Origin of the sequence: Burkholderia sp. Bp9142 (assembly GCF_003853415.1) — a bacterium.
Lineage (GTDB): Bacteria > Pseudomonadota > Gammaproteobacteria > Burkholderiales > Burkholderiaceae > Burkholderia.
This window is the reverse complement of sequence record NZ_QTPP01000011.1, coordinates 194809-215418: the sequence shown is the minus strand read 5'-3', so window position 1 is coordinate 215418 and position 20610 is coordinate 194809. Positions and strand designations below refer to the sequence as shown.

21 protein-coding genes are annotated in these 20610 nt (G+C 68.0%); 14 read left to right on the top strand and 7 right to left on the bottom strand.

Annotated elements, in window-relative coordinates:
• Positions 1–17: 17 nt before the first annotated feature.
• Genes DIE22_RS15455 through DIE22_RS15415 form a run of 9 tightly spaced genes read left to right on the top strand, consistent with a single transcriptional unit; the run spans position 18 to position 8174 of the window.
• Positions 18–1736 (top strand): GspE/PulE family protein, encoded by a 1719-nt coding sequence (locus DIE22_RS15455; protein ID WP_124605449.1) that lies wholly within the window; start codon positions 18–20, stop codon positions 1734–1736.
• Positions 1717–2583 (top strand): hypothetical protein, encoded by an 867-nt coding sequence (locus DIE22_RS15450; protein WP_124605448.1) that lies wholly within the window; start codon positions 1717–1719, stop codon positions 2581–2583. Before DIE22_RS15455 ends, DIE22_RS15450 begins: the two co-directional genes overlap by 20 nt.
• Positions 2580–3110 carry a hypothetical protein gene (locus DIE22_RS15445; RefSeq protein WP_124499505.1) on the top strand — a complete coding sequence of 177 codons (531 nt, stop codon included), beginning with the start codon at positions 2580–2582 and terminating at the stop codon, positions 3108–3110. Before DIE22_RS15450 ends, DIE22_RS15445 begins: the two co-directional genes overlap by 4 nt.
• Positions 3107–3673 (top strand): hypothetical protein, encoded by a 567-nt coding sequence (locus tag DIE22_RS15440; RefSeq protein ID WP_124499506.1) that lies wholly within the window; start codon positions 3107–3109, stop codon positions 3671–3673. Before DIE22_RS15445 ends, DIE22_RS15440 begins: the two co-directional genes overlap by 4 nt.
• Complete coding sequence (locus DIE22_RS15435) at positions 3670–4272, top strand: hypothetical protein (RefSeq protein ID WP_124605447.1); 603 nt, start codon at positions 3670–3672, stop codon at positions 4270–4272. Before DIE22_RS15440 ends, DIE22_RS15435 begins: the two co-directional genes overlap by 4 nt.
• On the top strand, positions 4273–6606 hold the full coding sequence (locus DIE22_RS15430; RefSeq protein ID WP_124605446.1) for a type IV pilus secretin PilQ: 2334 nt from the start codon (positions 4273–4275) through the stop codon (positions 6604–6606). It begins immediately after the preceding gene.
• Positions 6607–6609: 3 nt separating this feature from the next.
• The gene (locus tag DIE22_RS15425) at positions 6610–7143 is read left to right on the top strand and encodes a type II secretion system protein (RefSeq protein WP_124605445.1); all 534 of its coding nucleotides are present in this window, start codon (positions 6610–6612) and stop codon (positions 7141–7143) included.
• Positions 7144–7152: 9 nt separating this feature from the next.
• On the top strand, positions 7153–7566 hold the full coding sequence (locus DIE22_RS15420) for a type II secretion system protein (protein WP_124605444.1): 414 nt from the start codon (positions 7153–7155) through the stop codon (positions 7564–7566).
• The gene (locus DIE22_RS15415; RefSeq protein ID WP_124499511.1) at positions 7563–8174 is read left to right on the top strand and encodes a type II secretion system protein; all 612 of its coding nucleotides are present in this window, start codon (positions 7563–7565) and stop codon (positions 8172–8174) included. Before DIE22_RS15420 ends, DIE22_RS15415 begins: the two co-directional genes overlap by 4 nt.
• Positions 8175–8377: 203 nt before the next feature.
• Here the strand turns inward: DIE22_RS15415 and DIE22_RS15410 are convergent, their stop codons facing one another.
• The 3 genes from DIE22_RS15410 to DIE22_RS15400 all read right to left on the bottom strand — a co-directional run bounded on the left by DIE22_RS15410 (position 8378) and on the right by DIE22_RS15400 (position 12298).
• Positions 8378–10333, bottom strand: coding sequence for a PhoX family phosphatase (locus DIE22_RS15410; RefSeq protein WP_124499512.1), 1956 nt, complete (start codon positions 10331–10333; stop codon positions 8378–8380).
• A gap of 192 nt (positions 10334–10525) precedes the next feature.
• Positions 10526–11719: an ammonium transporter gene (locus DIE22_RS15405; RefSeq protein WP_124605443.1), complete on the bottom strand. Its 1194-nt coding sequence runs from the start codon at positions 11717–11719 to the stop codon at positions 10526–10528.
• A 243-nt stretch (positions 11720–11962) separates the two neighbouring features.
• Positions 11963–12298, bottom strand: coding sequence for a hypothetical protein (locus DIE22_RS15400; RefSeq protein ID WP_124605442.1), 336 nt, complete (start codon positions 12296–12298; stop codon positions 11963–11965).
• Positions 12299–12491: 193 nt separating this feature from the next.
• Between DIE22_RS15400 and DIE22_RS15395 the strand changes: the two genes are divergently transcribed.
• From DIE22_RS15395 to DIE22_RS15380, 4 genes are all read left to right on the top strand, one after another.
• Positions 12492–12920, top strand: coding sequence for a hypothetical protein (locus DIE22_RS15395; RefSeq protein ID WP_124499515.1), 429 nt, complete (start codon positions 12492–12494; stop codon positions 12918–12920).
• A gap of 92 nt (positions 12921–13012) precedes the next feature.
• Positions 13013–13468, top strand: coding sequence for an Rrf2 family transcriptional regulator (locus DIE22_RS15390; RefSeq protein WP_124605441.1), 456 nt, complete (start codon positions 13013–13015; stop codon positions 13466–13468).
• A gap of 137 nt (positions 13469–13605) precedes the next feature.
• The gene (locus DIE22_RS15385) at positions 13606–14247 is read left to right on the top strand and encodes an NAD(P)-dependent oxidoreductase (RefSeq protein WP_124499517.1); all 642 of its coding nucleotides are present in this window, start codon (positions 13606–13608) and stop codon (positions 14245–14247) included.
• A gap of 288 nt (positions 14248–14535) precedes the next feature.
• Entirely contained in the window at positions 14536–15006 is a 471-nt protein-coding gene (locus DIE22_RS15380) for an Lrp/AsnC family transcriptional regulator (protein WP_006754321.1), read from the top strand.
• A 42-nt stretch (positions 15007–15048) separates the two neighbouring features.
• Here DIE22_RS15380 and DIE22_RS15375 read toward each other — a convergent pair whose 3' ends face one another.
• Genes DIE22_RS15375 through DIE22_RS15365 form a run of 3 tightly spaced genes read right to left on the bottom strand, consistent with a single transcriptional unit; the run spans position 15049 to position 18536 of the window.
• Positions 15049–15822 carry an ABC transporter ATP-binding protein gene (locus DIE22_RS15375; RefSeq protein ID WP_124605440.1) on the bottom strand — a complete coding sequence of 258 codons (774 nt, stop codon included), beginning with the start codon at positions 15820–15822 and terminating at the stop codon, positions 15049–15051.
• Positions 15823–15826: 4 nt separating this feature from the next.
• Complete coding sequence (locus tag DIE22_RS15370; RefSeq protein WP_124605439.1) at positions 15827–17503, bottom strand: iron ABC transporter permease; 1677 nt, start codon at positions 17501–17503, stop codon at positions 15827–15829.
• Positions 17493–18536 (bottom strand): Fe(3+) ABC transporter substrate-binding protein, encoded by a 1044-nt coding sequence (locus DIE22_RS15365; RefSeq protein WP_124499520.1) that lies wholly within the window; start codon positions 18534–18536, stop codon positions 17493–17495. The genes DIE22_RS15370 and DIE22_RS15365 overlap by 11 nt, the downstream gene beginning before the upstream one ends.
• Before the next feature lie 241 nt (positions 18537–18777).
• Here DIE22_RS15365 and DIE22_RS15360 point away from each other — a divergent pair, with 241 nt between their 5' ends.
• On the top strand, positions 18778–18939 hold the full coding sequence (locus DIE22_RS15360) for a hypothetical protein (protein ID WP_006476417.1): 162 nt from the start codon (positions 18778–18780) through the stop codon (positions 18937–18939).
• Between the two features lie 156 nt (positions 18940–19095).
• Here the strand turns inward: DIE22_RS15360 and DIE22_RS15355 are convergent, their stop codons facing one another.
• Entirely contained in the window at positions 19096–20463 is a 1368-nt protein-coding gene (locus DIE22_RS15355) for an amino acid permease (protein ID WP_124499521.1), read from the bottom strand.
• Positions 20464–20610: the final 147 nt, after the last annotated feature.

Below are 20610 nucleotides of genomic sequence, written 5' to 3'. Positions count from 1 at the left end.
CCGTCCTGGAGGCGCGCGTGGACCCCGTCACATCCTCCCCCGACAACCGTCCCGACGCGGACGCCGAACTGCGCGACCTGCTGCGCACGCTCGGCGAACGGCACGGTTCGGGCATCCGCGCGCTCGAGGCGTTGACGGCGCAGACGGCGCTGGGCGCGGACGAGATGCGCGAGCGGCTCGCATCGCAATTCCGGATGAAGCCGATCGGCATCCGCGAACTGAACCGCCTGGAGCCGGATTTCGAGCTGGTGCCGTTCGTCGAGGCGACGGCGCGCCTCTGCGTGTGCCTGCGCGATCCCGACTGCGGCGCGCTGCTGTTCGCGATCGCCGATCCGCTCGATGCCCGCACGCGCGGCTGGGTCGAGCACCGGATGCGTGCGCACCCGGCACTGCCGTACGGATGGGCGCTCGCGAGCGCGGGCGACCTGGGCGCCTATCTTGCCGTGCGCGAGAAGGACATCCGCGCGATGGATTCGCTCGCGTTCGACGATCCGATCGAGAGCGCGCCCGATCCGGCGTCGCTGGCATTGACGCTGCAGGGCATCAGCAGCGACGACAGCCCGGTGGTGCGTCTGCTCAATTCGACGATCTACGACGCGCTCAAGATGCTGGCGAGCGACATCCACCTCGAATGCCGGGCAAACGGATTGATGATCAAGTGCCGGGTCGATGGCGTGCTGACGGTGGTGGGGCGCGTGGAGGGCCGCGACGTCGCGGACCAGGTGCTGTCGCGCGTGAAGGTGATCTCCGAGCTCGATATCGCGGAGCGCCGCATTCCGCAGGACGGGCGCTTCAAGGCGATGTACGCCGGACGCGAGATCGATTTTCGCGTGTCGATCATGCCGAACCAGTTCGGCGAGGACGCGGTGTTGCGGATTCTCGACCGCTACCAGCTTTCCCAGGCGTCGGGCGGCCTGACGCTCGAGGCGCTGGGGTTCCAGTCCGCCGACACGAGCTTCATGCGGTCGGTCGCGTCGATGCCGTACGGCATGCTGCTCGTCACGGGCCCCACCGGCAGTGGCAAGACCACGACGCTTTACGCGATCCTCACTGAAATCAACAACGGGCTCGAGAAGATCGTGACGATCGAGGATCCCGTCGAATACCAGCTGGGCGAGATCCTGCAGATTCCGGTCAACGAGGCGAAGGGCCTGACGTTCGCGCGCGGATTGCGGTCGATCCTGCGGCACGATCCGGACAAGATCATGGTCGGCGAAATCCGCGACCCCGAAACCGCGCAGATCGCCGTGCAGGCCGCGCTGACCGGTCACCAGGTGTTCACCACCGTGCATGCGAACAACGTGTTCGACGTGATCGGCCGTTTCACCAACATGGAGGTCGATCCGTACAGCTTCGTATCGGCGTTGAACGGCGTGATCGCGCAGCGACTGCTGCGCCAGTGCTGCCCGGACTGCCTGGACGAGGACACGGTCGACGCGGATGCGCTCGCTCGCTCGGGTATCGACCCGGACACGGCCGGCAGCTACCTGTTTCGCCGCGGTACCGGGTGTGCGATGTGCCGCGGCAGCGGCTATCGCGGCCGGCGAGCGATCGCGGAGGCGCTGCGCATGAACGACGAGCTGCGACAACTGCTGTCGGAGCGCGCGCCGCTCGGACACATCAAGGCGGCGGCGCTGCGCTACGGCATGACGACGTTGCGGGCGTCGGCGATCGACCTGGTGAAGCGCGGCGAAACGACGCTCGAGGAGATCAATCGTGTCACCATGGTCGAATGATCGGCTTGCTGTCGGCATCGGCACGCGCGAGATCGTCGTCGGCATCCGCCCGCCCGCATGGTGGCGGCCGGGCCGGCGCGGGTTCGTCGCCGATCCGCTCTGCGTCGTCATTCCCGACGCACACTTCGGGAGCGAGACGGGGGTGCTCGACGCGCTGGGTGCCGCGCTGGCCGCGACGGCCGGCCGCGACGGCGGCGCGAAGCGGCCGGCCGCGCGCGGCGCGCACATCGTGCTCGACGATTTCTGGTGTTGCCATGCGATCCTGCGCGGCGATTTCCGCGCGCTGCACGCACGCGAGCTCGAGGAAATCGCGCTCGCGCATTTCTCTGACACGTACGGGGTCGCCGCCGAGTCGCTGGTCACGCGCTTCGACGTGCGGCATGGCGGCCGTGCGCTCTTTGCGAGCGCGCTGCCGCGCACGCTGTACGACGGCATTCTCGCGACGGGCACATCCGGCGACGTTCGCATCCGCTGCCTTCGTGCGGGGCTTCCGGAAACGCTCAATCGGGTCGCGGTGAAGTCGGACGGCGACGCGATGCTGCTCGTCGTCGGCGAAGCGTTGCTGCAGGCGGTCATGATCGAACGCGGCGAGTGGACCGCGTACGATGCGCAGCGCCTCTTTCCGGGTGAGTCCGGCGATGCGTCGAGGCTTGCCGAACTCGCCGAGCAACTGTTCGAGCGCTCGGCGACGCGGACGGGCCTGAAGCGCGACGACTGCAAGGTCTATCTGTCCGGCGTCGACACGGATGCCGCGCCATTCGAGGCGCGTTTTGCCGCGGTCATACTGCCGCGCCGCGCGGCGCTCGACGGTTCACCTGCGCGCCGGTTGCTGGAGTACGCATCATGATCCGCACGCTCGACATCGATTTTTGCCGGCGCCGCGCTCGCATCGGCACGAGCGGCGTGATCCTGCTCGGCGTCGCCGCGTTGCTGTGGGGCGCGTGCGCCGTCCGGCTCTGGCATGCGTATGCGGAAAACGATCGCGTCAGGGAGCGTCTGGCGGTCGTCCAGCATCGCACGTTCGCGCAGCAACACGTCGTGAAGCCGCCGCCGACCGCGGCCGCGCGGCTCGCGGAAAAGCAGAGCCAGGCCGTGCTGCGCGAACTGACCGTGCCGTGGCAGACGCTCTTCTCGCTCGTCGAGGACTATCCGGGCCATGACGTCGCGCTGATCGGCATCGACCAGAACCCGGCACAGGGCCAGATTCGCATCACGGCCGAAGCGAAGGACCCGGACGCGATGATCGCGTACCTGAAGTACTTGCAGACGAGCGTCATGCTGCGCGAGGCGACGCTCAACGGTCATCTCGTCGAGGAAAACGTGGCGGGAAAGCCGGTGCGTTTCCAGATCACGGCCGTCTGGAGGAAATCATGAAAGCCGATCGTGTCGCGGACCCCCTGCTCACGCTTCGTTTCGCGTGGCGGCGCGCATTCGGCCTGCCCGGGCTCGCCGGCATGCTGATGCTCGGTGCCGCGGGCATCACGTATGCGGCGATCGCCGGCGTGGAGTCCGACACGCGCGCAATACAGGCGCCGGCCGGTGTGGTGCGCGCCGCACACGGCCATCGTCCGGCCGACGTGCGCGGCACGGCGGTGGATGCGGCGACGCTCGACACGTTGCCGGAGCTCTTTCCGCGCTTTTCGCAAAGCGCGGACGACATTGCATCGATCTTCGAGCAGGCGCGCGACAGCCATCTGGCGCTCGGGTCCGCCGAGTACCAGATGACGACCGAGTCGGGCGCGCGCTTCGCGCGCTACCAGGTGCTGCTCCCGGTGAAGGATCAGTACGGCGCGATCCGGCATTTTCTCGCATCGGTGCTGAACAACGTGCCGAACGCGGCGTTGCAGGAAATCCACGTCGAGCGTCCGGCGGTGGGCAGCAGCATTCTCGACGCGCGGGTGCGTTTCGAACTCGTCTATCGGAGCGCCCAGCCATGATCTTCACCGTCATGAAACCCGCTTCGCGCAATCGACTCGTGGTCGTGCTCGTGCTGGGCTGCCTCGTCGTCGCCGGTACCGGATATCGCGTGCTGGTGGCGGCGATGCAGCAGCCGGCGCCGGGTGCAAGCGGCATCGTCCATCGCGACAGCGGGCGCGTGGCGCCCGCGCCGGCCCGCGCGCGCATCGCGGCGGCCTCTCATGCCGCGGCGCCTGCGCCCGCGTCGCATGAAGCGGTGGCGACCCCGCGGGAAAAGCTCGCCGCATTGCGTGCGCCCGTGTCCGTCGACGCGGCGCACGATCCCTTCACGGCGTCGTCATGGCTGCCGCCGCCTCCCGTCGTGCCGCCGCCGCCCGAAACGCGTCCGGCGCCGCCGACCGCGCCGCCCGTACCGTTCGTCTATCTCGGCCAACAGGACGCCAAGTCGGCGAAGCCGCACGTGTTTCTCGGCAACGGAGATCAGTTGCTGATCGTTTCGCCGGGTGACGTGATCGACAGCCAGTATCGGGTCGAGTCGGTGTCCGAATCGAACGTGGTGCTCACCTATCTGCCGCTGAACCAGATTCAGATGGTGCCCATTCCAATGGAAGGAAAGTAAATGGAAACCATACGTACACGGGATGCGTGCCGCGATGGGGACGGCGGCCGGCCGACGCGCCCTCGTTCCGTCGTGACGGACGACGCGCGGCCGGCATCGCCGAACCGGCTTGCGACGAAGCGCGCGCTGGCGATCGCGGCGGCGCTGCTCGCATGCGGCGGCTGCGCGCATGTGCCGAACCTTCAGGATGATCCGACCAACGCGCAGGTGAAGATTGACGCATTGCACGAGCGCAACGACGCGGTCGACCAGCTGCTTGACAACGCGGACACGTTTCGCCAGCAGAACGCGTTCGACGACGCGGCGCGCTCCGTCTACATGGCGAAGCAGCTCGATCCGACCAGTGAACGCGCGCGCCGGATCGCCACGATGATCGACCAGGACCGCAAGCATCTCGCGATCCTGCAGGAGGCGGACCGCATGATGAAGCGCGGTTCGTACGCGCAGGCGGCCGAACGCGTGCATCGCGTGCTGGTCGAGGATCCGGCCAATGCGATGGCGGCGCGGATGCAGGCGGACCTCGACGAAAAGCGCCGCCAGCAACACGCGGAACGCGACGACAAGTTCGCGGCGTCGTCGATCATGCGCACGCCGGTGTCGCTGCAGTTCCGCGACGCGAACGTGAGGATGGTGTTCGAGGCATTGTCGCGGACGTCCGGGCTGAACGTCATTTTCGATCGCGACGTGCGCGCCGACCTGAAGACGACGATCTTCGTGCAGAACGCGTCGCTGCAGGACACGGTCGACATGATCCTGTTGCAGAACCAGCTCGACAAGAAGCAGATGAACGCGAACACGCTGTTCATCTACCCGGCGACGCCGGCCAAGGAGCTCGAATACCAGGAGCTCAAGGTGCGCACGTTCCAGTTGTCGAACGTCGACGCGAAGCAGATCCAGTCGCTGCTGAAGAGTCTGTTGAAGGTGAAGGAGGCCGTGATCGACGAGCGCTCGAACACGGTGACGATCCGCGGCACGCCGGACACGATCAAGGTCGCCGAGGAGATGATTGCGGCCCAGGACTTGCCGGAGCCGGAGGTGATGCTCGAGGTCGAGGTGCTGGAGGTATCGCATGACCGGATGTCGCAGTTGGGCATCAACTGGCCCAACTCGTTTACGGTGTCGACGCCGAGCACGGTCAATACCTGGGGGGCGCTGCACCATCTGCCGGTCAATGCGCTGAACGTCAGCGGCCTGTCGGCCACCGCGGACTTCAAGCTGACCGATACCGACGCGAATCTGCTCGCGAGTCCGCGCATCCGCGCGCGCAACAAGGAAAAGGCGCGCATCATGATCGGCGACAAGGTGCCGGTGATTTCGAGCTCGAGCACGCCGAGCACCAGCGGCCCGTCGTTTACGCAGATGATCCAGTACCTCGACGTGGGCATCAAGCTCGAGGTCGAGCCGCAGGTCTATCGCGACGGCGACGTCGGCATCAAGCTGAATCTCGAAGTCAGCAACATCACCAACACGATCTCGAGCGGCAACTCGCAGGGGCTAAGCTCGCTCGCCTATCAGATCGGCACGCGCAGCGCGTCGACCAGCCTGCGGCTTCGCGACGGCGAAACGCAGATCATGGGCGGCCTGATTTCGGACGAGGACCGCCGCAACGCGAACAAGGTGCCGGGCCTTGGCCAGTTGCCGGTGCTCGGCCGCCTGTTCTCGGATCACGGCGGCGATCACAAGAAGACCGAGATCGTGCTGCAGATCACGCCGCATGTCGTCCGGCCGCAAGTGGCGGCGGATGCGGACACGCAGGAAGTGTGGTCGGGCACCGACGTCAACGTGCACGCCGACCAGTTGCGACTCGACCCGGTGGTGCTGAACGCGGAGACGCCCGCGGAGGCGAAGGCAGAAGCGAAGGGAGCGGCGCCTGCAGTGGCGAAGGCAGAGGCGAAGGTCGTTCCGGGCAGCGTGGGCGGCGGGACGTCGGGTGGCGCGGCGCCGTCGCCGTTGGAGGCCGCGGCGAACCGTACGCAGCCGTCGCCGGGGAGCAGCGCGTTCGGGCAACTGCCGGTTGCCCCGCGCACGACGCCGCCGCCCGACCCTTATGGCGGGCGGTTCTCGAGGCCTCAGCCGGCGTCGCCCGCGCCATCCGCCGCGGCGGAGCAGCCGGCGGGCGGTGCTGCGCAGGCGGCAGCGCCGGCGGGCAATGAAGTGGCGCCCGCGCCGGGCACGACCGTGACGCCGGTTGTGTCACCGGCGCCGGCGCCGGCTGAGCAGGCTGCCGCGGCGGTCAACGCGCCGGCCGCCGCACCGGCCGCCGCGCCCCCGACGCTGCAGATGCCGGCGGGCGATATCCCGAGCGAAAACCCGCTTCGCCCGGTCGGGAAGTGAGCCGTGGCCGCCCGCAACGCAGCAACGCGCGGCGGCCGTATCGGCCGGCGCGGCTTCACGTTGATCGAGATGGTCATCACGCTCGCGCTCGTGGCGATCCTCGCGCTCGCGATCATGCCGTTCTCCGAACTGATCGTGCAGCGTCAGAAGGAGCAGGAACTGAGCGCCGCGCTGCGTGAGATCCGCACTGCGCTCGATGCGTACAAGGACGCGAGCGATGCGGGGCAGATCGAGAAGGAGGCCGAAGCGTCCGGCTATCCGCCGTCGCTGACCGTGCTCGTGACGGGTGTGAAAAACGCCCGCGACCCGAAGGGCGGCCTGCTGATGTTCCTGCGCCGGGTGCCGCGCGATCCGTTCTTCATCGGCGATCCCGATACGCGGGCCGAGGACACCTGGGACGTGCGCGCGTACGGCACGCCGCCGGATCCGGTGGCCGACGCGCCCCCTGCGGGCATCGAGCCCGGCAACGACGTGTTCGACGTGACGTCGAAATCCGCCCGGGTCGGCATCAACGGCATTCCATACAAACAATGGTGACGGTTCATCATGACACCCGCTCGCATCCGCAGGATCCGCGGCTTCACGCTGATCGAAATCGTGGTCGTGATGGCCATCATCGGGCTGCTTCTGACGCTGGCCGTGCCGCGCTACATGCACAGCATCGAGCGCGGCAAGGAGCAGGTGCGGCGGCAGAACCTCGCGGTGATGCGCAATGCGATCGACCAGTATTACGGCGACAACGGACAGTATCCCGAGACGCTCGACGAGCTGGTCGCGAAGCACTATTTGCGCGCGGTTCCGGTCGATCCGGTGAATGGCGACGACAAATGGGCGACGCTTGCATCGCCGGACGAGACCAAGCCGGGCGTCTACGATGTGGGGCCGGCGAGCAGCGCGCAGGGCGTGCCGCCGGGCGTCGCAGGAGCGGCAGCCGCGGCCGTGGCCGGAGCGGCGAAATGAACCGGGCCGGGCGCGGCGTCGCGCGCGCGATGCATGCCTGCCGGCGCGGCGGGCGGCAGCGCGGGCTGGTGCTGCTTGCGCTGCTGATCGCGCTGATGCTGATGTCGATCGCGCTGGCCGGCGCGCTGGACGTCTGGTCGCTGCAGCGGCGCCGCGAACAGGAGCGGCAACTGCTGTTCGTCGGCGACCAGTACCGGAGGGCCGTCATCGGGTACTACCGTCTCGCGCGCGCGTACCCGCAAACGGTCGACGACCTGCTGGACGATACCCGCTTTCCGAAGCCCATGCCTCACCTGCGCCGCGCGTATCCGGATCCGGTCAGCGGCAAGAACGACTGGTCGTTCCTGTGGCGGGCCGACCGTTTCTACGGCGTCCACAGCAGTTCGGATGGCGCGACGATCAAGCGCGCGGGATTTCCGGATCGATACAAGGATTTCGAGGGCGTCGAAACTTATCGGCAATGGAAGTTTCTTTACCTCGCACCGGGTCTGGCCGCGCCGGCCGGCGACGCGTCGGCGGCGGCGCCGACGCTGCCGGCCAGGGCGCCGAGCCTGTCCGGTTTTCCGGGCGGCTCGCTGCCCGGACAGGTGCCGGCCGGCTTGCGTTGACGCGGGTTCGGCACCACGCGATGCAAACCGCGCGCAAAAAAAGCGCGACGCCCGCAACGGGCATCGCGCGTAAAACGGCGTGGAGCGCCGACGAATGAAACGTGATGGAGAAAGGGACGCCCGGTTATGAACTGACCCCAGGAAGTTGGATGCGAATCCAACCTTTGGGGTGCAGTTCAGTTAGGGACGCCCGGCCAGGCGGCTCAGGCCTTCGCGAGCTTGATGCTGGTCGGCTCGGCCGTCAGGTAGCCGACGCTTGCGCCGAAGCGGTCCTTGTAGTTCGCGCGCACCAGCGGATCGAGCGTCGCCTTGACCTTGTCGTGCAGCGGCGACTCCCAGTCGCCCACGTGCTGGAAGTTGCTCATGACGTAGGTCCAGCCGTTGATCTCGTCGACCGCGTGCAGGCCCGTCGATTCGGCGCCAGCCGGGCACGACAGCACGCGCGCGAGCGACTTCGTGTCGACGTTGTAGGCCCACAGGAAGTTGTTGACGTGCATGCCCGAGTCTTCGCCGATGAAGAGCGTGCGCAGCTTCTCGGAGAACTTCAGGTTGTCCGGGTTCGCGATCTTGTCCGGGTTCGCGAGGTTGCCGAGCGCATCGGCCGCGGCGAGGTCCTCGCCGACGAGCGCGGCCGGCGCGCCCATGTCGACCGGCACCCATTCGCTGTCGATCGCGCCGCCCGACGTGTCGCGCTGGCCGGCCTTGAGGTTCAGCGCATAGACGGCGCCTGCCGCGATCTTCTTGTCCACCGCGACGTCGCGCGATACCGCATTGCCCTTGACCATCGACGTCTCGATCCGCGACATCGCCGTGTAGACGATCTTGTCCTTTGCGTTGACCGTCGTGCCTTCGAGCTTCGTGAACGCCATGCTGCCGCCGATCAGCGCCGCGTAGCGGTGCGTCTCGAGGAACGCGGCCGCCTTTTCCATCCCGGGCTTCACGCGGATCCAGTTGAACTTGCCGCCGAAGTGGATCTTCGTGTAGCTCGCGTCGCTCGGGTCGGTCGTCGTCAGGTCCATGATGTCCGACGCCTTCAGCGTGTTCGCGAGCGTCTCGATCTCGCCGCTCGTCGCGTGGCCGATCTTGATCCACGTGAGCGTCGCGCTGCCCGCGCCGGCGGACGACGTCTGCGTCCACTTCGCGACGTACAGCGTGCCGGCCGACAGGTCGGCCGCCTTGTCGGCGACGAACATGAACAGGCCGCCGTTGGTGGCGTCGTCACCCATCATCACGGTGCGCTGGTCCGGCATCACCTGGATCAGCTCGTGCGAGATGCGGCCGAGGCAGTAGTGCTTCTTCACCGTGCCGGTGCCGTCCGGGTTCACCGTGATCTCGGGCAGGTGGCCATAGTGGTAGGGGTTCGCCTTCGTCTCGTCGCCGAACGTGTTCTTGCTGAATGCCTTGAACTGCGCGTCGGTCGCGGCCTTCGTCGCGTCCGGCTCGTATTCCTCGCTCGACAGGTGCGTGCCCCACGGCGACAGGCTCGCGCCGCACGTGATCCACAGGCCGTGCGCGTTCGACGTGTCGACGTTGTGGTACTTGACGACCTTCAGCGCGCCGTTGGACGGATCCTGGTCGAGCGTGATCACCGCGATCGGCGACGGCAGCTGGCCGTATTGCGATGCGCTCGCCTGGTCGCGCGTCGTGTATTCGAACTGCACGACCGCGAAGACCGTGTTGCCCTTCACGCCGGCGACGCTCGCGTTCTTCAGCGTCAGCAGCGAGCTGCCGTCCGGGCAGTCCGAATAGAACTGGCGCTCCTTGCCGGCCACCGAGCGGTCGATGATCGGCTGGTTGTTGATGTCGTAGTAGCCGCCCGCGAGCGTCGTGCCGCCCTTGCCGTCCGGCACCATGTCGCCCGTCACGAAGAACGGCCGGTACGCGAGCTTGAAGTTGCGCGACGAGCCGTCCGAGAACGACACCGACAGCGTCGAGCCGACCGTCGTCGTTGCCATCGCGGCCGCGTTGTCGAGCGTGGGCGCGGCCATCGCCGCGAACGCCGCCGACGCGTACGCGGCGGCCGGCGTCGCCGCCGGATCGTCGTCGCCGCCGCAGCCCGTCAGCAGGGCCGGCAGCGCGAGGCCGGAGAGGGGCAGCATGGGCGCGCCGGCGAGGATCTTCAGGGCCTGACGACGGGAAGCATTGGGCAACGCGGGCATGTGGAGTCCAGTTTCAGATGTTGGAAGAATGGCCTTCGCGAGGCAGGCAATCGGCAAGCCATGCGAAGGCAAGTTGAAAACTGGACCGAAGTGTAGGGATGCTCGATGAAAGTTTTTTGAATTGAAAACGTAATGATGCGTCGGGCGTCCGTCAGGTGTGCTGCCGGACGCCGGCCGGGGGCTTGAGGGTGCTCAGTCGCGCTCGGGCGTCGCCGAGATGCGGTGGATCGACAGGTCGGCGCCGTCGAACTCGGCTTCGCGATCGAGGCGCAGGCCGACGGTCGCCTTCAGCGCGCCGTACACGAGCGTGCCGCCCGCGGTGGCGATCGCGATGCCGCCGAGCGTGCCGACGAGCTGTGACATGAACGACACGCCGCCGAGGCCGCCGAGCGCGGGCATGCCGAACACGCCGGCCGCGAGGCCGCCGAGCGCGCCGCACATCCCGTGCAGCGGCCACACGCCGAGCACGTCGTCGATGCGCCACCTGTTCTGCACGCAGGTGAACATCGCGACGAACACTGCGCCGGCCGCGGCACCCGTGACGAGCGCACCGATCGGGTGCATCACGTCGGAGCCCGCGCAGACCGCGACGAGGCCCGCGAGCGGGCCGTTGTAGGTGAAGCCCGGGTCGTTGCGGCCGGCCATCCAGGCGGCGAGCGTGCCGCCGACCATCGCCATCAGCGAGTTCACGGCGACGAGGCCGCTGATCTTGTCGAGCGTCTGCGCACTCATCACGTTGAAGCCGAACCAGCCGACCGCAAGCACCCACGCGCCGAGCGCGAGGAACGGAATGTTCGACGGCGGATGCGCGGCGATCCGGCCGTCCTTCGCATAGCGGCCGTGGCGTGCGCCGAGCAGCAGCACGGCCGGCAGCGCGACCCAGCCGCCGAACCCGTGCACGACGACCGAGCCCGCGAAATCGTGGAACGGCGCGCCGAACGCATGCGTGAGCCAGTCCTGCACGCCGAAGCGGTCGTTCCATGCAATCCCTTCGAAGAACGGATAGATGAAGCCGACGATGATCAGCGTCGCGACGAGCTGCGGATTGAATTTCGCGCGTTCCGCGATGCCGCCGGACACGATCGCGGGGATGGCCGCCGCGAACGTCAGCAGGAAGAAGAAGCGCACGAGCGCGTAGCCGCTGTGCTGCGACAGCGTGTCGATGTCATCGAAGAACTCGACGCCGTAGGCGATCGTGTAGCCGATGAAGAAGTACGCGAGCGTCGACACCGAGAAGTCGACCAGGATCTTCACGAGCGCGTTGACCTGGTTCTTCTTGCGGACCGTGCCGAGCTCGAGGAATGCAAAGCCCGCGTGCATCGCGAGCACCATGACGGCGCCGATCAACAGGAACAGTGTGTCGACGCCGGATTTCAGACCATCCATGCCGTGGCTTCCTTGCGCAAAAAACGGGCGAGGAATGCAAGTATCGAGCCAACTTGGTGAACGATTGCGTGTAATTGGTGCGGAAGGCCATGCGATGCGGCATTCCGGTGACGCGTGCACGGTAGCGGGGCAGACCGGGTGCCGGGCGGATGCTGCGGCGGGCGCACGTGCATGGTGCGAAGCGTGCGTAACTGGTGCGCGCGAGGCGCGTCCCGGTGCACCGCGATGCACCGGTCTGGCGCGTCAGCGGCGCGCGAACAGCGTGCGCGGCCGCCGCAGCCGCAGCGCGCATGCGGACCAGTAGGCGGCGACGGTCGCGAGCCCGAGCGCGGCGAACGCGAGCGCCGCGAAGCCCGCGTGGGACTGGCCGTCGCCGTCGGGGCCGAAGATGCCTTGCGCGACGATCAGCGCGGCCGTCCAGAAGCCGATTACCGCTTGAGCGAGCAGGCGCGCGCACGCCATGCGGCGCGGGCGCCCGGCTGCATGCAGGCGCGGCGCGGACGGTGGGCGAAGGCACAGGAACAGGGTGGCGGCGAGCACGGCGGCCAGCGCGATGAACCAGTCGATGAGGAAAGCCATGAGGAAACAGGAAGCAGACAGAGCGGGTGGAAGCCTGCCCACTTTAGTGTCCGCGCGCCTGCGATTGAATCAGACGAATCCGAAATTGAAAGGCATTTTTAATCGGGAGTCGTCATTGGACCTGTGCCACAGGCGGTATTATCGACGTCGGTCCAACCATTCAGGCCGTGCGGCGCACGGCCGGAGATTGCTGATGAAGATGAAGACTTCGCGGGCGCGTCGCTTGCCCGGATGCGTGCTGGCGGCCGCGGCCGTCGGTGCGGCGCTGTTGCTCGCAGGCTGCGAGAAGTCCGGCACGCCGGCCACTCAACCCGATACGGCCGCGAGCGCGGCCGCCGATGCCGCGAGCAACGCGGCCAAGGCGCTCGACCAGATGGCGAGCACGGTCAACCAGCAGATCAATGCCGCGAAGGCCGGCATCGCGTCGGCGGCATCGGCGGTGCCGCCGCTGTCGGCAAGCGGCCTCGCGTCGGCCGCGCAGGCGCAGTTCGATGCGGCTGCTTCCGCGGTCGTCGCGCACGCGGCGTCGGAAGCTGGCGCGAAGATGGCGGAGGCCGGCAAGAAACTGCAGCAGTGGAGCCAGCAGAATGCGTCCGGCGCGAAACCGGCCAGCGGCCAGTAACACGTCGCTTGCGCAATCCGCAAAATGTAATTATAGTGGTTACACATTGTCGCCGGCCGCGGGTCGGGCCGGCGTCGCCGAGTGAGTGAGGAATGAATACCAGCAGCCGGTTCGCGTTTGCCGTTCACGTGCTTGCCTTGCTGTCGATGCAGGAAGGCGCGCCGCTGTCGTCCGACATCATCGCGGGCAGCGTGAACACGAATCCGGCGCTGATTCGCCGCCTGCTGTCGATGCTGGCGGCCGCGGGGCTGACCACGTCGCAGCTCGGCGCGGGCGGCGGTGCGCTGCTGGCGCGCGAGCCCGGCGAGATCACGCTGCTCGACGTGTATCGCGCGGTCGACGATGCGCAGCTGTTTGCGCTGCACCGCGAGGCGCCGAATCCCGCGTGCCTCGTCGGGCGGCACATCCAGGGCGTGCTGATCGACTATATCGGCGACGCGCAGCGCGCGATGGAAGCGTCGCTTGCCACGCGTACGCTCGCGGGCGTCACGGCAGACGTGCTCGAATCGGAGCACGACAGCCGGCCCGCCGGAAGCGCCGGCGGGTGAACGCAGGCAATGCATGATGCAGGGCAGGAGGCCGGGCGGCGCGCACACGCGGCGACCGGCACGACGGAGTTTCGCTCCGTTTTTTTTCGGTCTTATATGTAATCACTGCAGTTACTTTTTATTTCTGGAGAATCGACATGACGCAACATACCTTGAACATCGCCCTGTTCGGCGCCACCGGGATGATCGGCTCGCGCATCGCGGCCGAAGCCGCGCGCCGCGGCCATCGCGTGACCGCGCTGTCGCGCCATCCCGGCGCGGCCGGCGACGGCATCACCGCAAAGGCGGCCGATCTGTTCGATGCGGCCAGCATCGCAGCTGCGCTGCCGGGTCACGACGTCGTCGCGAGCGCGTACGGTCCGAAGCAGGACGATGCCGCGAAGGTGGTCGCGGCGGCGAAGGCGCTGGTTGCCGGCACGCGCCAGGCGGGCCTGAAGCGGCTCGTGGTGGTGGGTGGCGCCGGTTCGCTCGAAGTCGCGCCGGGCAAGCAGCTGGTCGACACCGAAGGTTTCCCGGACGCGTACAAGGCGGTCGCGCTCGCGCACCGCGATGCGCTCGACTATCTGAAAACGGCCGGCGATCTCGACTGGACGTTCTTCGCGCCGGCCGCGCTGATCGCGCCGGGCGAGCGCACGGGCACGTTCCGCACGGGCGTCGGCAAGCTGATCGTGGACGCGCAGGGCAACAGCAACATCTCGGCGGAAGACTACGCGGTCGCGTTCGTCGATGCGCTCGAGCAACACGGCTTCGTGCGCGAGATCGCGACGGTCGCGTATTGAGCGACATCGCGGCGAGGCGCGCGTGCGTGCCGCATTCGCCGTGAGCGGCGCGCACCCGGCAGCGCAAACAGCATTGACTTCAGGCGATTCCACCTCGACACGTGGCGTCGCCTGTTTCGTCCGGGGCGCCGATTATCGATGGGCGGGGGCGCACGGGGTCGTGCGCATCGCGCGTCCCTCCTTCCCTGATTGGTATTTATCCCGGTCGACGCCGTGCAGCGGTTTCCATATTGTTCCCCGTCATGCACGATGCATAGAAAAAATTTCTATCTACGAGGGACCGGGTAAATGGATGCCATCGATCGCAAGCTGCTGGAGCTGTTGCAGGCAGATGCCACATTGCCGATCGCGGAACTCGCGCAGCGCGTGAACCTGTCGCAGACACCCTGCTGGAAGCGCGTGCAGCGGCTCAAGGAAACCGGCGCGATTCGCGCGCAGGTCGCGCTGTGCGATCCGCGCAAGCTCGGTGTGGGCACGACCGTGTTCGTCGCGATCCGCACGAACCAGCACACGGAGGAGTGGGCGCAGCGCTTCACGCAGGCCGTGCGCGACATGCCCGAAGTCGTCGAGGTGTACCGGATGAGCGGCGAGACCGACTATCTGCTGCGGGTCGTGGTGGCCGGCATCGACGACTACGATCGCGTGTACAAGCAGCTGATCCGCGCGGTGCCGCTGTTCGACGTGAGCTCATCGTTCGCGATGGAGCAGATCAAGTATTCGACCGCGCTGCCGGTGCGCGATCTGTCCGAGCCGGCGTAGCGCGGTACGCCGACGCACCGCGTCGTCATCGCCATTGTCCGCTCAGCGGCCGCGCGCCAGCGCCAGCGCGCGTTCGTCCGCCAGCGCGTCGCGGCGCACGAACTCGGCGACGAACGGGCTGGCCGGATGATGGTGCAGCGCATACGGCGTGTCCCATTGCGCGAGCTGGCCATCCTTCATCACGCCGATCCGGTCGGCGATCGCGAACGCTTCAGCCTGGTTGTGCGTGACGAGGATCGCGGTGTGACCCGTGCGCTTCAGGATGTCGCGCAGTTCGAACGCGAGCCGCTCGCGCGTATCGACGTCGAGATTCGAGAACGGCTCGTCGAGCAGCAGCAGTTCCGGCGACGGCGCGAGCGCGCGGGCGAGGGCGACGCGTTGCTGCTGGCCGCCCGACAGCTCGTGCGGATACGCGCTGCCCGAATCGGCGAGGCCGACGAGTTCGAGCATGTCCGCGACGCGGACGCGCCGCTCGGCCTTCGGCATGCGCCGCAGGCCGAACGCGACGTTGTCGGCCGCGCTCAGGTGCGGGAACAGCGCATAGTCCTGGAACATCATCCCGATGCGCCGCCGCTCGGGCGGCACGTCGAGCGACGGCGCCGCGACGGGCGTGCCGTCCAGCACGATGCGGCCCATGCGCACGGGCTCGAAGCCCGCGATCGCGCGCAGCACGGTGGTCTTGCCGCAGCCCGATGCGCCGAGCAGGCAGCCGATGTCGCCGCGCGGCAGCGCGAGGCTCAGCCCGTCGACCACCGTGCGGCGGCCGTGCGGTGTGTCGTAGGCGACGCAGAGGTCGTGGAGTTCGAGCAGGTTCACGGTGTCAGGCTCCGATCTTGTGACGGGTGCGCGCGAGCAGGATCACGGGCACGAGCCCGGCCAGCACGATCGCGAGCGCGGCGACCGCGCCTTCCTCATAGGTGCCGCGCGCGGCTTCCGCATACAGCCAGGTCGCGAGCGTGTCGAAATTCAGCGGGCGCAGCAGCAGCGTCGCCGGCAGTTCCTTCATCGCGTCGACGAACACGAGCAGTGCGCTCGTCGTGAGCGCGGGCCGCAGCAGCGGCAAGTGCACGCGGCGCAGCGTGCCGCCGGGCGTCTCGCCGAGCGAACGTGCGACCTGTTCGAGCGATGGCGGAATGCGGGCGAGGCCGGCTTCGATGCTGCCGGCCGAGATCGCGAGAAAGCGCACGGTGTACGCGATCACGAGCGCGGCCGCCGAACCCATCAGCAGCAGCCCGTCGCGGCCGAGCGCCGCGCCGAGCAGCCGGTCGGCCGCCGCGAGCGGGATCAGCAGGCCGATCGCGAGCACGGTGCCCGGCACCGCGTAGCCGAGGCTCGCGATGCGTGCGCACGCGCGGGCCGGGCCCGCACGTGCGCTGTCGCGCTGCGCGCGTGCGGCCCATGCGACGACGAGCCCGCAGGCAAGCGTTGCGACGGTCGCGGCGGCGGCGATCGCCAGCGTGTTCGCGAGCCCGGTCAGCAATTGCGCGGACACGCCGCCGACGAGATGCAGCCGCTTGCCGGTCTCGACCGCGAGGTAGGCGGCCGGTGCGCCGAAGCCGAGCAGCACCGGCAGCCAGCCGAGCGCGGCGACGCTCCACGCGGCCGCGCCCGTCAGCTTGCGCGGCGCGACCGGACGCATGCGCCGGCCGTGCGCGTAGCGCTGGCGGCGGCGCCCGTAGCGTTCGAGCATGATCATGCCGACGACGATCGCGAGCATCGCGAGCGCGATCTGCGCGGCGCCGGCGAGATCGGAGCGCGTGATCCACGTCGTGTAGACCGATACGGTCAGCGTCTGCACACCGAGGAATTCCGACGCGCCGATGTCGTTCAGCGTTTCGAGCAGCGCGAGGCTCACGCCGACCGCGATCGCGGGGCGCGCGAGCGGCACGACGACGCGCCAGAATGTCGCGATGCGTCCGGCGCCGAGCGTGCGCGCGGCTTCGAGAAGACTCGCGGACTGCGTGACGAACATCGCGCGCGTGCTCAGGTACACATACGGATACAGCACGAAGCCGAGCACGAAGATCGCACCGGGCAGCGAGCGCAGGTCGGGCAGGCGGAACTGGCGCGGGCTGTCGAAGCCGAGCAGCCAGCGGATCGCACCCTGGACGGGACCGATCGGGTGGAGCAGGTCGAGATACGCGAATGCGACGATGTAGGTGGGCACCGCGAGCGGCAGCAGCAGCGCCCAGGTCAGCATCCGGCGGCCGGGAAAGTCGTAGGCGGTGACGAGCCACGCGCAGCCGGTGCCGACCACCGTGACGATCGCGCCGACACCCACGAGCAGCAGCAGCGTATTGACGAGCGCCTGCGGCAGCACGAATTCGACGAGATGCTTCCAGTGCGCGAGATCGGCGCCGAACGCGGCGGCGACCAGCACCGCGAGCGGCGCCGCGGCCGCCGCGGCGATCGCGACGGCCGCGGCGAGCCAGAGGCTGCCCGCGCGCGAACGGAACGGCTGGCGGCGCGCGCGGACCAACGGTGCATCAGTTGTCAAAGCCGACCTTGTCGACGAGCTGGCTGGCCGCCTTGCGGTGCTTCGCGATGTCGGTCAGCGGCAGCGGGTCGACCTTCAGCGTGCCGAAGCTCGCGATCACCGGATCGAGCTTCACGTTCGCGCGCACCGGGTATTCGTAGTTCGCCTGCGCATACAGCGCCTGCGCGTCCGGCGACACGAGGTACTCGAGCAGCTTCACCGCGTTGGCCTTGTGCGGCGCGTGCTTCGCGACCGTCGCGCCGCTGATGTTGACGTGCGTGCCGCCGCTCTTCGCGTTCGCGAACGTCGGCCGCACGACCTTGATCGCGTCGCCCCACTTGCGCGCATCGGTGCCGGCTTCCGCGTTCTTCATGTGACCGACGTAGTACGCGTTCGCCAGGCCGACGTCGCAGATGCCGCCGAGAATGTCGCGCGCGACGTCGCGGTCGCCGCCCGTCGCCTTGCGCGCGAGGTTCGCCTTCACGCCGCGCAGCCACTTTTCGGTCGCGGCTTCGCCGTCGTGCGCGATCATCGCCGCGACGAGTGCCGTGTTGTACGGATGCTGTCCCGAGCGGATGCAGACCTTGCCCTTCCATTTCGGATCGGCGAGATCCTCGTAGCGGAACGCGTCGACCTTCAGGTCCTTCTCCACATACAGCACGCGATCGCGCAGCGACAGCGCGTACCAGTCGCCCTGCGCGCCGCGCAGGTTCGCGGGAATCGCGTCGTCGAGCACCTTCGAGCGCACCGGCTGCGCGAGCCCGCCGTCGACGAGATCGAGCAGGTTGCCGATGTCGACCGTCATCAGCACGTCGGCCGGCGACTGCGCGCCTTCCGCCTTCACGCGCTCGAGCAGGCCGTCCTTCACGAACACGGTATTGACCTTGACGCCGCTCTGCTTCGTGAACGCGTCGATCAGCGGCTGGATCAGCTTCGGTTCGCGGGTGGTGTACAGGCTCACTTCCTCGGCCGCCTGGGCCAGCGGCGCGAACGCGGCGGCGGCAAGGGCGAGGGCGCCGGCGAGCGGCAGCAGGCGGGTGCGCGGATTCGACATGGAGACTCCGGTAAGGAAGGCAGACGAGGAAGCGTTCCGGGGCGTGCCTGCCGCCCGAGCGACCCGGAACATTACAAAGCGAAAGATTCCGGATTCTAGATCGGAATGGGAATGATTATCAAATGAAAGGTGGGGGAAAGCTGCGGGGAAGGCGGAGGAGGGCGTGCAACGGGGGCGTCGCGGCGCGGGCGCAAGCGCGTAGAATGCCCGCTTCAACGAATTCGACGGAGCCGCACCGGCCATGAACGATCAGCGCAAGAAGAACCCTGTCCGCAACGTGAGCATCTTGATCGTCGTGGCCGTGCTGCTCGTGATCGGGACGATCCTGTACAACGCGATCTCGCAGAAGCACGCGTACGACGAGGCCCATCCGGCCGAGGCCGCGAGCGCCGCGTCGCACTGACCCCGGCACGCCGCGCATGATCCTTGCGGCCCGGTCGGCCCGGTCGGCCGGGGCGCAAGCGACGTGCGGGAACGGCGGGATGCGCAAAGGAGCGGCGGGCGACGCGCAGATGCGGGCGCCGGACCCGGCGCGCCGCATGGAAAGGTCAGTCGTGCGTCAACGTGACGCAGGCGCGAACTTCGGGCGGATCCGTGCGTAGAACACGGCCGCGAGCAGCACGAGCCACGCTGCGCCGACGTAGAGCGCGACGCGCGTGTCCTCGAACCAGCCGAGCATCACGATCACGAAACCCATGAACGCGATCGTCAGCGCGGGCGCGACGGGCCACAGCGGCACCTTGAACTTCAGTGCCGCGACTTCAGCGCTCGACAGCCGGCGGCGCATCGCGACCTGCGACAGCAGGATCATGAGCCACACCCACACGGTCGCGAACGTCGCGATCGCCGCGACCACCAGGAATACGTCCTTCGGCATCAGGTAGTTGAGCAGCACGCCGACCAGCAGCGCGCCGGCCATCACGAGCACCGTGACCCACGGCACGCCGTGCCGCGACGTCGTCGTCAGCACGCGCGGCGCCTGGCCCTGCCGCGCCATCCCGAACATCATGCGGCCCGCGCCGAAGATGTCGCTGTTGATCGCCGAGATCGCCGCGCTGATCACCACGAGATTGAGGATCGTCGCGGCCGACTTCACGCCGAGCGCCGAGAAGATCTGCACGAACGGGCTGCCGTCGCTGCCGACGCCGGTCCACGGGCTGATCGACATCAGCACGACCATCGTCAGCACGTAGAACAGCAGGATGCGCGCGGGCACCGCGTTGATCGCGCGCGGAATCACGCGCTCCGGGTCCTTCGCCTCGCCGGCGCTCATCCCGATCACCTCGATGCCGCCGTACGCGAAGATCACGACCGACAGCGACGCGATCAGCCCACCGATCCCATTCGGGAAGAAGCCGCCATGGTTCCACAGGTTCGCGAACGTCGGCACGTCGGCCGAATGGCCGAAATGCATGCCGGTCAGCAGGATCGCGACGCCGCCGCCGATCATCGCGACGATCGCGCCGACCTTGATGATCGACAGCCAGAACTCGAGCTCGCCGAACACCTTCACGTGGCACAGGTTCAGCCCGCAGATGACCGCGACGACGCCGAGCACCCAGATCCATTGCGGGACGTCCGGAAACCAGAAACCCATGTAGATGCCGAACGCGGTGATGTCGGCGATCGCGACGATCACCATTTCGAGCGTATAGGTCCAGCCGGTGACGAAGCCCGCGAACGGGCCGAGGTTTTCGGTTGCGTAGTGGCCGAACGAGCCGGCGACGGGCTCGCGCACGGCCATCTCGCCGAGCGCGCGCATCACCATGTAGACAGCCGCGCCGCCCAGGATGTAGGCCAGGATCACGGCGGGGCCCGCGAGCTGGATCGCGGACGCCGAGCCGTAGAACAGGCCGGTGCCGATCGCCGAGCCCAGCGCGAGAAAGCGGATGTGCCGCGCGCTCAGGTGGCGCTGCAAGTTCTTCATCGAGTCTCCGATATCGTTTTATGCGACGGACCGGGCGAGCGGGGCCGGCCCGGTTGGCTCAAGTTGTCTATACAACTTAAATGTGAACGAATGATAACAAGCCGGGCCATGGGACCGGAATCGGGTATTCCCTGACTGGCGAAACCG

Bases quoted from the DNA above. Each gene is read 5' to 3' on its own strand.
- DIE22_RS15445 (WP_124499505.1), top strand. From the start codon at position 2,580: ATGATCCGCACGCTCGACATCGATTTTTGCCGGCGCCGCGCTCGCATC.
- DIE22_RS15440 (WP_124499506.1), top strand. From the start codon at position 3,107: ATGAAAGCCGATCGTGTCGCGGACCCCCTGCTCACGCTTCGTTTCGCG.
- DIE22_RS15435 (WP_124605447.1), top strand. From the start codon at position 3,670: ATGATCTTCACCGTCATGAAACCCGCTTCGCGCAATCGACTCGTGGTC.
- DIE22_RS15430 (WP_124605446.1), top strand. From the start codon at position 4,273: ATGGAAACCATACGTACACGGGATGCGTGCCGCGATGGGGACGGCGGC.
- DIE22_RS15420 (WP_124605444.1), top strand. From the start codon at position 7,153: ATGACACCCGCTCGCATCCGCAGGATCCGCGGCTTCACGCTGATCGAA.
- DIE22_RS15415 (WP_124499511.1), top strand. From the start codon at position 7,563: ATGAACCGGGCCGGGCGCGGCGTCGCGCGCGCGATGCATGCCTGCCGG.
- DIE22_RS15410 (WP_124499512.1), bottom strand. From the start codon at position 10,333: ATGCCCGCGTTGCCCAATGCTTCCCGTCGTCAGGCCCTGAAGATCCTC.
- DIE22_RS15405 (WP_124605443.1), bottom strand. From the start codon at position 11,719: ATGGATGGTCTGAAATCCGGCGTCGACACACTGTTCCTGTTGATCGGC.
- DIE22_RS15400 (WP_124605442.1), bottom strand. From the start codon at position 12,298: ATGGCTTTCCTCATCGACTGGTTCATCGCGCTGGCCGCCGTGCTCGCC.
- DIE22_RS15395 (WP_124499515.1), top strand. From the start codon at position 12,492: ATGAAGATGAAGACTTCGCGGGCGCGTCGCTTGCCCGGATGCGTGCTG.
- DIE22_RS15390 (WP_124605441.1), top strand. From the start codon at position 13,013: ATGAATACCAGCAGCCGGTTCGCGTTTGCCGTTCACGTGCTTGCCTTG.
- DIE22_RS15385 (WP_124499517.1), top strand. From the start codon at position 13,606: ATGACGCAACATACCTTGAACATCGCCCTGTTCGGCGCCACCGGGATG.
- DIE22_RS15380 (WP_006754321.1), top strand. From the start codon at position 14,536: ATGGATGCCATCGATCGCAAGCTGCTGGAGCTGTTGCAGGCAGATGCC.
- DIE22_RS15365 (WP_124499520.1), bottom strand. From the start codon at position 18,536: ATGTCGAATCCGCGCACCCGCCTGCTGCCGCTCGCCGGCGCCCTCGCC.
- DIE22_RS15360 (WP_006476417.1), top strand. From the start codon at position 18,778: ATGAACGATCAGCGCAAGAAGAACCCTGTCCGCAACGTGAGCATCTTG.
- DIE22_RS15355 (WP_124499521.1), bottom strand. From the start codon at position 20,463: ATGAAGAACTTGCAGCGCCACCTGAGCGCGCGGCACATCCGCTTTCTC.